The organism is Embleya sp. NPDC127516 (assembly GCF_044765325.1).
Lineage (GTDB): Bacteria > Actinomycetota > Actinomycetes > Streptomycetales > Streptomycetaceae > Embleya.
On sequence record NZ_JBIWJT010000072.1, the window covers coordinates 1 to 12,562 of the forward strand.

General features: G+C 68.0%; 14 protein-coding genes. 5 read left to right on the top strand and 9 right to left on the bottom strand.

What is annotated here, in order from left to right:
* Positions 1 to 124: 124 nt before the first annotated feature.
* Genes ACIRL2_RS50820 through xerC form a run of 4 tightly spaced genes read right to left on the bottom strand, consistent with a single transcriptional unit; the run spans position 125 to position 4,206 of the window.
* Complete coding sequence (locus tag ACIRL2_RS50820; RefSeq protein ID WP_402242535.1) at positions 125 to 571, bottom strand: hypothetical protein; 447 nt, start codon at positions 569 to 571, stop codon at positions 125 to 127.
* Positions 558 to 3,071: a tyrosine-type recombinase/integrase gene (locus tag ACIRL2_RS50825; RefSeq protein WP_402242537.1), complete on the bottom strand. Its 2,514-nt coding sequence runs from the start codon at positions 3,069 to 3,071 to the stop codon at positions 558 to 560. The genes ACIRL2_RS50820 and ACIRL2_RS50825 overlap by 14 nt, the downstream gene beginning before the upstream one ends.
* Entirely contained in the window at positions 3,068 to 3,370 is a 303-nt protein-coding gene (locus ACIRL2_RS50830) for a tyrosine-type recombinase/integrase (RefSeq protein WP_402242539.1), read from the bottom strand. The genes ACIRL2_RS50825 and ACIRL2_RS50830 overlap by 4 nt, the downstream gene beginning before the upstream one ends.
* Positions 3,355 to 4,206, bottom strand: a complete 852-nt coding sequence (xerC, locus tag ACIRL2_RS50835) for a tyrosine recombinase XerC (RefSeq protein ID WP_402242542.1) — start codon at positions 4,204 to 4,206, stop codon at positions 3,355 to 3,357. The genes ACIRL2_RS50830 and xerC overlap by 16 nt, the downstream gene beginning before the upstream one ends.
* A gap of 190 nt (positions 4,207 to 4,396) precedes the next feature.
* Here xerC and ACIRL2_RS50840 point away from each other — a divergent pair, with 190 nt between their 5' ends.
* Positions 4,397 to 4,639 carry a hypothetical protein gene (locus tag ACIRL2_RS50840; RefSeq protein ID WP_402242545.1) on the top strand — a complete coding sequence of 81 codons (243 nt, stop codon included), beginning with the start codon at positions 4,397 to 4,399 and terminating at the stop codon, positions 4,637 to 4,639.
* Position 4,640: 1 nt separating this feature from the next.
* On the opposite strand, the gene ACIRL2_RS50845 is transcribed toward ACIRL2_RS50840, so the two are convergent.
* From ACIRL2_RS50845 to ACIRL2_RS50855, 3 genes are all read right to left on the bottom strand, one after another.
* On the bottom strand, positions 4,641 to 5,369 hold the full coding sequence (locus tag ACIRL2_RS50845; protein ID WP_402242547.1) for a DUF2625 domain-containing protein: 729 nt from the start codon (positions 5,367 to 5,369) through the stop codon (positions 4,641 to 4,643).
* 206 nt (positions 5,370 to 5,575) lie between these two features.
* Complete coding sequence (locus ACIRL2_RS50850) at positions 5,576 to 5,806, bottom strand: hypothetical protein (RefSeq protein WP_402242548.1); 231 nt, start codon at positions 5,804 to 5,806, stop codon at positions 5,576 to 5,578.
* Positions 5,807 to 5,895: 89 nt separating this feature from the next.
* Positions 5,896 to 6,075 (bottom strand): hypothetical protein, encoded by a 180-nt coding sequence (locus ACIRL2_RS50855; protein WP_402242551.1) that lies wholly within the window; start codon positions 6,073 to 6,075, stop codon positions 5,896 to 5,898.
* A 432-nt stretch (positions 6,076 to 6,507) separates the two neighbouring features.
* Here ACIRL2_RS50855 and ACIRL2_RS50860 point away from each other — a divergent pair, with 432 nt between their 5' ends.
* Both ACIRL2_RS50860 and ACIRL2_RS50865 read left to right on the top strand, forming a co-directional pair.
* On the top strand, positions 6,508 to 8,478 hold the full coding sequence (locus ACIRL2_RS50860) for a hypothetical protein (protein ID WP_402242553.1): 1,971 nt from the start codon (positions 6,508 to 6,510) through the stop codon (positions 8,476 to 8,478).
* A gap of 92 nt (positions 8,479 to 8,570) precedes the next feature.
* The gene (locus tag ACIRL2_RS50865; RefSeq protein WP_402242555.1) at positions 8,571 to 9,662 is read left to right on the top strand and encodes an IS630 family transposase; all 1,092 of its coding nucleotides are present in this window, start codon (positions 8,571 to 8,573) and stop codon (positions 9,660 to 9,662) included.
* Between the two features lie 9 nt (positions 9,663 to 9,671).
* Here the strand turns inward: ACIRL2_RS50865 and ACIRL2_RS50870 are convergent, their stop codons facing one another.
* Both ACIRL2_RS50870 and ACIRL2_RS50875 read right to left on the bottom strand, forming a co-directional pair.
* Positions 9,672 to 9,908: a hypothetical protein gene (locus ACIRL2_RS50870; protein ID WP_402242558.1), complete on the bottom strand. Its 237-nt coding sequence runs from the start codon at positions 9,906 to 9,908 to the stop codon at positions 9,672 to 9,674.
* A gap of 31 nt (positions 9,909 to 9,939) precedes the next feature.
* Positions 9,940 to 10,653, bottom strand: a complete 714-nt coding sequence (locus tag ACIRL2_RS50875; RefSeq protein ID WP_402242561.1) for a polymorphic toxin-type HINT domain-containing protein — start codon at positions 10,651 to 10,653, stop codon at positions 9,940 to 9,942.
* 1 nt (position 10,654) lies between these two features.
* On the opposite strand from ACIRL2_RS50875, the gene ACIRL2_RS50880 reads away from it, so the two are divergent.
* A complete protein-coding gene (locus tag ACIRL2_RS50880; RefSeq protein WP_402242563.1) occupies positions 10,655 to 10,789 on the top strand; it encodes a hypothetical protein in 135 nt (44 codons plus the stop codon).
* A gap of 220 nt (positions 10,790 to 11,009) precedes the next feature.
* Complete coding sequence (locus tag ACIRL2_RS50885; RefSeq protein ID WP_402242565.1) at positions 11,010 to 11,837, top strand: hypothetical protein; 828 nt, start codon at positions 11,010 to 11,012, stop codon at positions 11,835 to 11,837.
* The last annotated feature ends 725 nt before the right edge of the window (positions 11,838 to 12,562 follow it).

Here is a 12,562-nt window from a genome sequence, read left to right on the forward strand (position 1 = left end):
GCTTCGGCGATGCGGTCGATGAGGTTGTCGCGGATCTCCTCCAGCCTGCCGCGTTGGGCTGGGTCCGGCCGGAGGAGTGAACATCTGACGCATGCTTCTCTGAACCATCGGTAGCGGTTGCGGATTACGTCTCGTCGGGGCAGATTGCGGCGCTCAGCGCGCGCAGGGCGTCATCGTATTGGCGACGGTCGAACTGGAACGGACCGAAGGCCGTGTACTCGCGGGTCTTGCGATGAGGTTGCTCAAAGGAGTCCCAGATCACGGAGTCGGTCGTCGCGGTGATGCGGGCCATGAGCGGCCAGCAGTACCACACACCACAATCGCAGCCCAGAACGGGTGTCTTCGGCCCCATCACATCGGTGGATCGTCCGAGGAAATGGTCCAGGATAGAGCCCTGGACGTTGTCCGGAATCAGACCGCCATAGGCGTCGCCTGCGGGCTGCATCCCGGCGGCGATCTCGAACCTGTCGATCAGCTCCGTCAGTGATGCTCCGTCTATGCATGGGACGATTAGGAGGGCGCCGCCGTTACCATACTGCTGGCAGTCGAACCGGATGTCATTGCTGGTCATCCAGTGATTGTGTCAGCGAAGCCGCTCCCTCCACCTGTGTAATTTGAGCTGGGGCTATGCGTGGCATGCCGAGGTCGATCGCCGTACCGCCGGAAGTTTGTCGGTCCATGTGCACGAGCTTTTCTTCAGCGCCGGCCAGGCTGACCCGGAGCCCTTCGACTTCTCCGAGCCAGCCTTCGCGCTCGGCCTCGGCGATGCGGGCGATGAGGTTGTCGCGGATCTCCTCCAACCGGCTGCGCTGGGCCGGGTCCGGCCGGAGGAGCGAGCAACGAACGCAAGCGTGTTCATGAACACAAGGGCTTGAAAAGGCGCGACCGCAGGTGCCGATGGAGACCTTGCGCTTCTCGAAGTGCGCGAGGAAAGCGTCCCATTCCTCCTCGGTGGGGGTCCGATACTCTTCGCTGGGCCGGGCAGCCCGGCGACGGGCGATGAAGGCGCGGTGAGCCTCGATGGTCTCGGTCGGGTAGATCGCCTTGTAGCCCATCGTCGTGTCAAGACTCCGATGCCCGCAGAGCACTTGCGCGATGTGCGGTGGCAGACCGTTCATGATGGCGTCGGTCACGAAGATCCTGCGGAAGTCGTGCGGGGAGAAGACGAGCGGTTCGCCGCCGGCATCGGTCAGGCCCGTGGTGGCCAGCACGTCGATCAGAAGCTTGCGGAGCGCGGTCGGAGTGAAAGCGCGGTGTTCGGTGCCGATATCGCGTTGGAACAGCAGCGGCATCGGCGGGTTCCAGACCCGCTCGTGGACGTCGTAGGAGGTCACCAACGGGATCACGCGGCTGCTTCCTCGCAGGCGGCGGATGATGGTGGAGAGGACGTCCGCCAGTTCCGGGCTGACCAGCAGGAGCCGTTCGCTGTCGGTCTTGGAGGGAGCGACCTGCAGCAGGGGCACGACTTCGCCCGTGCTGGGGAGCCGGTATTCGGTGATGCTGTGGTGGGTCAGCTCCAGGAGTTCCTCGTTGCGGATGCCGGTCAAGCGCAGGACCTCGATCGCGGCGAAGGCCCAGAAGGCTTCGGTCTCCTCGTATGTGAGGTTCCGGCGCCGCCCGGTCGAGGTCTCCTCGGCCCAGATCAGGTGCCCGGCGGCCTTGGGCGCGACGGCTCTGCGCAAGACCCCGGCGGTGTTGGGGACCAGATCCCCGGGCCGGGTGTGCTCGGCGGCAGCCAGTAGTTCGGCTGCGGCGCGGCGCTTGCGGTCGGCGGTGTCGGTCAGCACCGGCAGGACGGGAAGCCGTTCGCGGGTGCGCTGATCCATCCGGGCCTTGCGGTGTTTGCGGTCCTTGGCTTTGCTGATCTCCTCGTCGCTGATCGGGCAGGGCACCACCCACGCTGCCCAGCCGGCCGGCTCTTCCGCAGCCCAATGGGCGATGTCCAGATAGAAAGCGCGGACGCGGATGAGCTCGTCCTTGGCGTTCAGCCGGGGGCTGGCGATCTCGACGGCGGTGCCGTCCGGACCGATCGTTGTGCGCTTCTTGGTTGCGATGTCCGTCTTCCAGGCCCGGGCCAATGCCGGTGGCAGCCGCAGGGAGTCGATGCCCGGTGAGAGCACTTCGACCCGGGTCCAGAACAGCCCGGCCAGCGTCCGCGACACCGCGTCCAAACTGGTGTAGTCCAACGACGGTTGCCGTTCGCGCAGGTAGTCCACGATCAGGTCGCGGACCGGGCGGCACTGGATCGGATAGCGACCCACGAGTTCTTCGATGCTCAGCCGGCCGGCGGCAAGCCCGAACGCCCGGATCGTGGCCGGGGCGTCCTCGGGGAAGCCACCCAAGGCACGCAGCCGAAGGTAGAAGTCGACTTTGCGCTGACCCCCGCGGACATGGACCCGACGCAGGGTGTCGACCAGCTCCACGCAGTCGCCGACGGTGATGTCAGCGATCGACCCGCCCTTGCATACCAGGAGCATCGCGATCCGGGTCGCCGCGATAGTGGCCTCGCCCCGGGCGCTGGCCGGCCCGGACTCGGCCAGCTGCGCCAGCCGTGCGAACCCTTCGGGGTCGCGGACCTCGGCCATGACCGGAGCCAGGTGCTTGTGGGTGCGGGTGAGCATCCAGGCCAGGTCGGGACGGATGACGTCGCCGCAGGCCAGCATCAGAAGCCCGGAGGTCAGGTCAACGCGCTCATACGACGGTGATGGCCCGCTGTGGCGCAAGAATTCCAGCGGGAGATCCGTCCAGTCAGCGCCGGGGATGTCCTCGGCGCGGCTGGCCTTCCACCGCTGCTGCCAGGTGTCCCCGGGGAGGCTTGACAGCCAGCGCAGAAGTTTGGTGACCCCGCGCCGTCGCCCGGCCCGGGTGGCGTTGGCCGCTGGCAAGAATGGTGGCGCTGTCAGCCGCCGCAGCACCTCGTCCGCCGACTGCGCTGTCGTCGGCCACCGTGCCTCTGCGGAGCGGGGCGGGAACCGTTCCCGCAGTACGTTGTTCCGTGCTCGGGCCTGGTCGACTGTTGCATTTGAGGTCTGCAGTTGTCGGCGGGTCGAGTGCTTCGTGGTGGTGGTCATGAAGACCGTCCGAACAGCACGTCCAAGGCTTCCGGGTTGTAGCCGGGTGCGGGAGGCGGCGGCACCGGTTTGGTTTGCCGGTCTGCCTGCCGGGCGTGGTGGGCCAGCACCTCGGCCACGACCTCGTCCTGGCGCGGCGCGAGGTAAATCTCGGTCGTGGTCAGATGCGCGTGCCCGAGGACCCACTGCACGTCGGTCAGCGTCAGCGCCGGGTCGCGCACCATGCGGGCGGCGGCGCTGTGGCGAAGGTCGTGAAGGGTCCAGTCCGCGCCAAAGGTTGCGTTTACCCGCTCGAACATGCGAGCGTCCACCACACGGGCTGCGTCCGACCCCTCGGCACCAGCCCGTGCAGCTCCTGCTGGTAGAGCCGCAGCCATACGAACGCATCTGCCGAGGCTGGCACCTGCTGCCGTGCTCGGGAGCCTTTCCGCACAACGCTGATCAGCTGCTGCCCAGGGTCGATGTCGCACTGCCGGACGCCGATCAGCTCAGAGGCCCGGACTCCGCTGGAGATCCAAAACGCGATCATTGCCCGGTCCCGGTTCGACCGCAGCGCCGCGAACAGCGAGTTGAACCACTCGTCCGGGATCGAGCGCGGAATCCGGCGTGGAACCGTGGGCCGGTAGCGGCCGGTCCGCTCTGGCGCCCAGGCGTCCATCGGGTTGTGGTGTGCGTGCGCGCGGCTGGAACGACGAGCCAGGTCCAGCGGGAACGGGTTGAGCAACGGCCCGGATCCGGCGTCACGGTGCAGGTCGTAGAACTTGCGCAGCACCGTCTCGCTGTGGGCGACGGTCGACGGGGCGTAGCCGAGCCCAGGGCTCGTCTTCCCGGTCACGGGGTTCGGGGCGCCGATGGTGCGGGCCGGCCGCCGCTTGACCGCGGTTGCTCGCGGCTTGACCGTCAGCTGGATCCAGCAGCTGAAATCGCGAGCGTCCACGCGTGTCGCTCGATCCCACGGCACTTTGACCGCGTGCAGGAACCGCCACCAGCGCAGCAGGTCCATGCCGTAGGAGCGGACGGTCGCGGCCGCCTTCCCGGCTGCGAGCAATTCTTGGAAGAACACCGCGACTGGCGCCACGGCCGCGCCGTCGGCGTCGAGGAGCCGGTATGGCTCGTACCGGTCGCTGGTCTCCACCAGTCGACCCCACGGAGGAACGGCCAATCTCGATAGGTCCCGGTCGGGCACACGATCGTTCATCACGACCGCAGACCGTACTGGGCCGCAACCTCACCTGTGCCCTGAACTGCACAATCGATCTGGTTCGTTCAGTCAACGGGGCGTCAGATGTTCCCTCCTCCGACCGGACCCAGCCCAACGAGGCCGGATGGAGGAGATCCGCGACAACTTGATCGCCCGAGTTGCCGAAGCCGAGCGGGAAGGCTGGCTCGGCGAGGTCGAAGGACTCCGTGTCAGCCTCGCCGGCGCCGAGGACAAGCTCGCCCAAATTGACCGCAGGCCCCGCAACGGCACTGCCGTTGACCTTGGCCTGCCCAACCTCCGAGATCAACAGGGGAAGCGCCATGACCTCCCCACCGACGACAGTTCGTCAAACGGGCCAGCCCTCTGACCTATACCGCACCAAGGAATCCCGGATCGACCGGGCCCATCTGCTGGGCGAAGTCAGCGGCGGCTCCGAGGACTTCACGCATCGGCACGGGACGGCGACTGGTGGCCGCAAGGTCCGCTTGAGCCTCCTGTGACCACAGAAACGGAATCACCGAGATGCCCTGCGAGAAGGACAACGAGGTCGCCTCCTCACGCCAGCCTGGCCAGCGCAGCCCTTCATAGAACTTCTCCAGCCGTCCGGACAGCATCCAGGAGATCCATACCGAGTGACCCATCTCCATCGCTTCCCACTCCAACGTGTCGGGGGCGAAGTAGGTCATCTGTCCTGGGGCACCGGGCCGGCCCGCCGCTTCCGGGTCGTGGCCGTTCAGCGCGAACACCCCACCCAACACGTCGTGGCCGACGACCAGGCCCTGCGTCGGATGCCAGGCAGGGTCGAAATTGGCGGGGAACGCATTGACTCGGGCAAGGCTTGGCAGACTGCCGTCGTCCTCACCCGACCCGCCGCCGAACACACGAACCCATCCGTCATCGAGGACCAGGCCGCCGCTGTTCAACGACACGGCGCCGAGCGCTGATCGGGCCGTGACTTGCATCTGCAGCAGGCACCGACGGCTCTCGCCCCGGTCAGCGGGCAGCAGCTTTACCGGAACAGTGCTGGCCGCGACCAGCGCCTGCAACTCGGGCCAGGCCGGATCGTCCACGTTGATCAGCTCATCAGTTCCACGCACCCGATGATGGTCCCAGTGCTGCCGGACGTCTCCGACACCAGGTTCGACGGACAGATTCCTACGCAGGGCGACACAGGCTCCCGAAGTTCAGAGAAGCAGGCGTGCTCGTGGCTGCAGGGGGTCGCGTAGGGGCGGCCGCAGTTGCCGAGTTCGAGCTTCCGCTTGTCGAAGTGCTCCCGCCTACGAAAATCTTGCCAGAGCCACATTCAGACGTACGCCGACACCCGGGCCAGCGTGGCGAGCCGGTCCTCGATGTGGGCGGGCTCAAGCGGCATCACCACATGGAGTTCCAGTCCCTGGTCGCGGGACGCCTCTCCGGCAGAGGCGTGTGTAGCTCGCAAAGCCTGGAGGAGTCGGTGGAGATCGTCGCCCGGTGAGGCGTGCGCGTCGGGGTCGACCGGCCCCAGGGCACAGCCGATCCAGCCCAGGGCATCCATCAGATCCTTCGTCGGAGAGGTCGTGCGCGGCCGCTGCCACCACCGAGCCGTCAAGAGGGCGGATCGTCGGCGCATCCCTCAGCCTCCGCTCAGGGGCCGCCGTCGGCCACCGAACGGCGGAACGGGTCCGGATCGAGCAACCGCCGCAGGATGCGGGTCGATCCGGCACCGTCGCGGTCGACCCGGCACAGCCAGGGCACCGAGGACACCACGCGGTCGAGTGCAGGGGTGACGCACGCGGCGAGGACGGCACGCAGGGCGTCGGGCACGGGTCCTCGACCAGACACGACCACCCCGGGCGGCGCCCACCCGGACCTCGGCCCGGCGACCGGGGTCCGCAGGGCGCGGGTGAAGGCGGCATGCTCGTGTCGGTGTTCCCGGGCCGACTGCGCGATGGCCATGACGACAATGCCCGACGCGACGGCGTGGATCGGGAAGGAAGCGGTGCGGGGCCACCGGGCAGACCTGCCTTGATCAGCCGTTCTACTTCTTCACGGGCATCGGTGGCATCGGCACGCCGTCAGCGTATCGACGTGGCGCAACGGCATTTCGACGGCGAATCACACCGAGCCACCAGCCCACCCGCCGGATCGCGGAACGAATCTCGGCCACACGTCTCGAAGTCGTCGAACCAGGCGCTGGGTTCGTGACCGTGCCCGTCCGGCGATAGGGTCGCCCGGACCATCAACAGGGGGGTGTCCATGAGGCGTCGCGAACGCGGTTTCCTGGCGGGTCTGCTGCTCGCGGTGACCGTCACGACGGGGTGCACCGAGCAGGACAACGGCGGGCGGGCGCCGGTCACCGCGCCGAATCCCCCTGCAACGACGGCGAATCCGATAGCGGGGGCACCTGACGCGGGTCCCCCCTCGTTCGGGCCGGGCATCGCGACCGTCATGTGGTGTGGCATGTCGGGGGACTCCCCTTTCCCGACCGTCGCGATCCTGTCGTCGTACCGGATCGCCGACGGCGCGAGGACGGGCGAGCGGACGATCTCGTTCGGCTCCGCGCATGCGGAACCCGACTACCTGTGCTCCCCCGCGGACGAGCAACGATCCGCCCAGCAGGTGCGGCAACTCTTCGACCGGAACCACACCCTGGTGGCGGGCACCGTTCCGGGGCCACCCGGTCGAGGACACCGCGCCGCGGCGTTCGACCTGACCACCGGCCGCCCCGTCGGCCCCCCGCCTCCCGCGGACGAGTTCGCCTCCTCGGCCGCGCAATCGGAGTCGGCGCCCCTGTTCGGACCCGGTACCGACACCCTGTGGTACCAGGCCGCGGACAAACGCGTCCTCTCGCGCGATCCCCGCAACCCCACGACGCCACCGAGGGAACGCGGACGCTCGAGCACGAACTCGTTCCTTCTTTTCGGCGAGACCGTGTGGACCCCGGCCACCGACGTCGAGATGGTCTCCCCTGCGGGGGACGTGGCCGTGGCCTACGAGCACCGACGCGGCATGCGTCTGGTCCGCAACGTCCGGGGATCGGGGGTTGACCCCGCGTGGTGTCGGCGGGTTCCGTTTCGGGACGATGCGCGGATGGAGGATCAGTCGCGGGCGTCGTCGTCCGACCGAGGTGTCGTCTTGATCGGGGAAGAGGCCGCGTTGGCCCGCGCGGGGGTGGACCTTCGCGTGTACGGCGTCGGGGGCGCGCTGGTCGCCGTGGGGGGCTCGGCGGTCGTGGTGATCGCGGAGGTCGGGGACGATCCGGAGGCCACCGGTGTGCGCAACGGGCGCACGCTTGAGATCGTCGGTCCGGGTCCGCGGGCGGTCTCGGAGCGTCTGTTCGGTCCGGGCCCCGATGCCCCGGGCTTTTGGAGGTTCTCCGACGATCGTCCGATCCATCTGTTCGTGCGCACCACCCGGGGTCTGATCGACCTCGGCAGCGGCAGCGTCACCAGCGGGGAGATGAGCCTGGACGGTTTCGTCGCCTGCACGGTGTGGATCGAGCGTCCGCTGGATCCGGAAGTCCTGGACCTGGTCCGCCCGCCGAGCCCGCACGGCGCACTGCCCGACGTCGCGTGGCTGGACCACGTGAGGGGCGACCGTGCCCGGGCCCTGCGGATGTTCATCACCGGCTGGCACCCCGCGAAGCCCGGGACCACGCCTGTCGCGCCCACGGTCGATGCACCCGAACTTCCTGCAGCGCTGGCCGAGTTCCTCCGACTTGCCGAGGATCGGCCCGACATCCTGGGTGTCCAGGACTTCATCGACGCCGAGGAGGTGCGCGCCGATCCCGCCACGGGACTGTTGTGGTTCGGCCGCGAGAACCAGGGAGGCTTCGTCTGGGCGCTCGACCCCACCCTGCCGGACCCGACCGTGTGGCTGAGCGAGGACTTCGAACGGTGGTACCCCGAACGCGAACCCCTCAGCGGCTTCCTCCTCCAGTACTCCCTCCAGGAAGCCGCCCTCGGCGCCCCCTACGCCGCCTTCGGCGACGGCGTCCCCGTCCCCCTCCTCGAGGCCTGGCTCGACACCCAGTCGCGAGTGCCCCTGCGCACCTGGGCATGGCACACCGACCCCACCTCCTTCCACGTCTCCCCCGGCCTGATCACCATGATCCGAGGCGAAACCAACGACCACACCACCGGAACCGTCCGGATCGGCGCCAAACACCGCGACCTGCTGCGCCCCCTCACCGACTCGGGCATCGACTGGACCACGTTCGACGGCTGAACCGCGAACACGACCACGGACGAAAGACACGTGGCCGACGCGGCGCACGAGTGTGATGAGTCTTTGATTCGCTATAGAAGTAGGCTGTTGGTATGGCGCGCATGGGACGACCGACGGTTGACGTGGTGCTCACCGACGAGGAGCGCGAGACGCTGGTGCGTTGGTCGCGGCGGGCGACGTCCTCGCAGGCTCTGGCACTGCGTTGTCGAATCGTGCTGGCCTGCGCCGACGGTGCGTCGAACACCCAGGCCGGCAGGGACCTTTCGGTGCACCCGGTGACGGTGGCCAAGTGGCGCAAGCGGTTCGCCGCCGATCGACTGGAGGGTTTGTCCGACGAGCCCCGGCCCGGCGCCCCCCGCACCGTGGACGACGAACGGGTGGAGGACGTGATCGTCCGGACCCTGGAGTCCACCCCGAAAGGCGCCACCCACTGGTCGACCCGGTCGATGGCCCAGGCCGTCGGACTGTCGCAGTCGACCGTCTCCCGGATCTGGCGGACCTTCGGCCTCAGACCGCACATGACCGAGACGTTCAAGCTGTCCACCGACCCGCAGTTCATCGACAAGGTCCGCGACATCGTCGGGTTGTACCTCGCCCCGCCCGAGCACGCCCTGGTGCTCTGCGTGGACGAGAAGTCCCACATCCAGGCACCGGACCGCTCCGCCCCGGTGCTGCCGATGAAGCCCGGCATGCCCGAACGCCGCACCCACGACTACGTGCGCGGCGGCACCACCACCCTGTTCGCCGCGCTCGACGTCGCCACCGGCGAGGTGATCGGACAACTGCACCGGCGCCACCGGGCAACGGAGTTCAGGAAATTCCTGGTCCGCATCGACAAGGAGGTCCCGGCCGACCTGGACGTCCACCTGATCTGCGACAACTACGCCACCCACAAGACTCCGGCCATACAGAGGTGGCTGGTCGCGCACCCGCGTTTCCACATGCATTTCACCCCCACGTACTCCTCCTGGATCAACCAGGTCGAGCGTTGGTTCGGCCCCCTCGCCGACAGGAAACTCCGGCGCGGCGTCCACAGGAACGTCCAGACATTGGAACGCGACATCCGCGCCTGGATCAAACTGTGGAACGAGGAACCGCGGCCGTTCGCATGGACGAAGACCGCAGACGAAATCCTGGAACGCCTCTCCGGGTATTTGCAGCGAATCAAAGACTCATCACACTAGGTGTCAGCCCTACGCGTCGCCCATCAACCCGTCAGCAATGCGACGAGCCGTGTCATCCGCGACTTCACTCCACACCACCAAGCCCATGGAATCAAATTCCTCCAAGAGTGCCTGCCGAATCTCTTCCATCGAGCGTCCACCATGGGTCCGACGGACATTCGCAACAGCGCGTTCAAATTTCTTCAAGTGCTCTTGAACGCTCGGAATGTCCTTGTCGTACTCTGCGGGGTCCACCACTCGCGTCACCGCCAATCATTCTCGCGGCCATCCACTACGACTATAGGTTCCTGCGATAGACCTGCTGCAAGTGCGGCATCGCTTCTGGGCCGAAGATGTGCTCAAGCCTCCCGCTCACCTCATCGGTGACCCGGGTCGTTATATGCCCCTCTGCGGTCAATCGATTGTACGTGCATTTACACATACGGAAGATGAGAATCGCCGGGCGATCGCCGGTAGCCGTACGGCTACCGCCAAACGTTGCAGCAGCGCCCAGGGTATCCGAGTCGCCAGGGCTCACCCGATAAGTGAACAGGTTGCCGGGCTGCCCCACACCCCCACCGTGGGAATTCCCACGGGCTGCATCGCCGCTCAGTCCATTGGCCTCGATGTTATCGGCATGAGTTGAGCTCGTCCCATGCACGAAGTCCATAGATTCGTTGCAGTTGTGAACGAGTACTGGCGTAGTCCCCGCGAGCACATAGTACGTGTGCACACGCGCGATGGTCAGGTTGTAGGTCACCATGCGTTCGCTGCGGCCGTGGGTGGTAGTAACGGTCAAGGGGCTTCCGTCGGGCCCCAGGAGTTGCTCGCCGATGCGAAGTTCGGCCGCGTCCGTCCACAGCTTGCGGGTGGCGTTCCAGTAGGGGTGGTGCTGGGGGACGTTCCTGGCGAGTGTCTTCGGCTCCCTGGTCGGTGTCGGCGAACGGCACATCGACTTCTGTCCGGTCTCCGAGGGGCGGCACCGGCCCGTCGCCATCTCCGCGCACCGCATCGTGGCACTGACCGTCCTGCCCGGGTGGGAGCGCCGACACGACGAGACGACCTGGCAGCCCTACGAAAGCGTGTCCACCGAGGACACCGTCACCGCTTCGACTGGAGGTGGTCGACGGCTTCGACCCGTGGACTGAGGCGGTGCGGGCGATCATCTTCACGAGTTCCCGTTGGCCGGGCCGGCCGCCGAGGACAATCGACACACGGACCGGTCCCACGTGTTGCGGGCTGCAGTACGTGACATGCATGCCGGGATATGGGGACCGGGTGGCGGCTCGGACATCGGGGGGATACGCCACGGACCAGCCCGACCCGGAGCTCGCCCCGGCCTTTGTGTACGCACGCTCGGAGATCCGCGTGGACTCCGACGTCTACCTGTCCACGGACCCAGCCAAACAGCGGGAGGCCTACAGCTCCCTGCGGAGGACCGAGCACAAGCGGACACTTCTGGGCCTGGGCGCCGGCCTGCCGACGGCGTCGGGCGTACATGAGTACATCCACGCCGTCGACAAGACGGCGCACCCCGAATGGCGCGAGGCTGACGTGGTCCCCGGCCATCCGCAGTCGCTGCGCGACGAGGCGATGGCCGAGGTCGGCCGACGCGTGGGCAAGCCCGCGGACCGGGTATCCCGTAGGGACGTCGTCAGCGTCTGGGGGGAATACGCGGCCACCGACTTCGGCGAGTTCGTCCCTATCCTGGTCGCCGATGCGATCGTCAACGGGCCCCACGCCGACAGCTTCAGCCACCGCGTCTACGACCGTCTGCAGGTCGCGGTGAGCGAGTTCGAGCCCGGCCCCGGTGCGCAACTGCAGGACTGGCACGGACGGCCGCACACCCGCGACGCCCACGGCATCACCGAACTCTGGAACGAGAAACCGGTGTTGCCGCCCGCGCCGCGGGAAGAACCCAGCCAGATCCTTGCTCGGCTGATCCAGTTGCAAGAGAACATCACCCAAGCCCGCACGGCGCGGTCGGCCGCGATGCGCAGCGTGATGGCGGCCTCGGTCGGTTTCGCCCCGGTGGCCAACTCCGCGGCTCCCCCGAAGAGCCCCACCCCCGGCAGTCGCTCCTCGGATCCGGTCAACAACCCCGAGATCCTGCGCAGCCCGGCCCCGCCACTGGTCCACAAGGTTCACGGGCACAAGGAAGCGCCGGGCCTCGGGAAGTCCTTGGAGCTCAACTGAAGTCCGGCCCTGTCGGTGCACACCGCACAGGCACGACCACCTGGCACACGCCCTGCCACGTCTGATCACCACGCCCCGCGACCCGCCCCGCCGGGCGGAGGCCACCGGCCTCGACGACAAGGCCGCGGCGCGAACGCGGACGGCGAGCGCGCGGGTACGCGTCCTGGACACCGACGAACAACCCGTCCGGGCCTGCCCGCTGTGTGTACGACGCCGGACCCGCGGGGCGGGCGATGTGGCGTGGAGGTATCCGCCCGCGGACCGCGTGTGGTGCCCCCGCCACCGGTATTGGGCGAGCGAGCCCCGTCTGCCGGGCCCCCTCGACACGGGCGCGCTCCCCGAGGTGGACCTCGCGTACCGGTCCCACCGGCGCCTCGCACGACACCGCGACAACGCGGCCGCGTACGCCTGGGCCGGGGCGGTCACCACCCGCCGGCAACGACCGCGGACGCCACATGGCGCGGCGCCGGCAAGGGCGGTTGGGCCGGCTCACCGCGGGCAACCCCGCCCTGACCGCGACCGGCGGCGTCTCGGCCGTTCTCCCGGCCCGCCTCGTGGTCACCTATCCCGAAACCGTCGCCCTCGCCCGCGCGTTGACCACACTCCCCCGGGCCGTCCTGCGGGACACACCTCAGAGGGCGTTTAGTGTGGGCGAATTACTCCTTATGCCCTAGTAGGTTCCTCGCCAGGTTGGTGTGGTCTCGTCCGTGATGCGCTTGGCGAGG

What these genes read in the sequence shown, in the direction of transcription:
- ACIRL2_RS50875 (WP_402242561.1), bottom strand. Translation starts at nt 10,653, where the DNA reads ATGCGGTGCGCGGAGATGGCGACGGGCCGGTGCCGCCCCTCGGAGACC.
- ACIRL2_RS50850 (WP_402242548.1), bottom strand. Translation starts at nt 5,806, where the DNA reads ATGGATGCCCTGGGCTGGATCGGCTGTGCCCTGGGGCCGGTCGACCCC.
- ACIRL2_RS50830 (WP_402242539.1), bottom strand. Translation starts at nt 3,370, where the DNA reads ATGTTCGAGCGGGTAAACGCAACCTTTGGCGCGGACTGGACCCTTCAC.
- ACIRL2_RS50820 (WP_402242535.1), bottom strand. Translation starts at nt 571, where the DNA reads ATGACCAGCAATGACATCCGGTTCGACTGCCAGCAGTATGGTAACGGC.
- ACIRL2_RS50840 (WP_402242545.1), top strand. Translation starts at nt 4,397, where the DNA reads ATGGAGGAGATCCGCGACAACTTGATCGCCCGAGTTGCCGAAGCCGAG.
- ACIRL2_RS50825 (WP_402242537.1), bottom strand. Translation starts at nt 3,071, where the DNA reads ATGACCACCACCACGAAGCACTCGACCCGCCGACAACTGCAGACCTCA.
- ACIRL2_RS50865 (WP_402242555.1), top strand. Translation starts at nt 8,571, where the DNA reads ATGGCGCGCATGGGACGACCGACGGTTGACGTGGTGCTCACCGACGAG.
- ACIRL2_RS50860 (WP_402242553.1), top strand. Translation starts at nt 6,508, where the DNA reads ATGAGGCGTCGCGAACGCGGTTTCCTGGCGGGTCTGCTGCTCGCGGTG.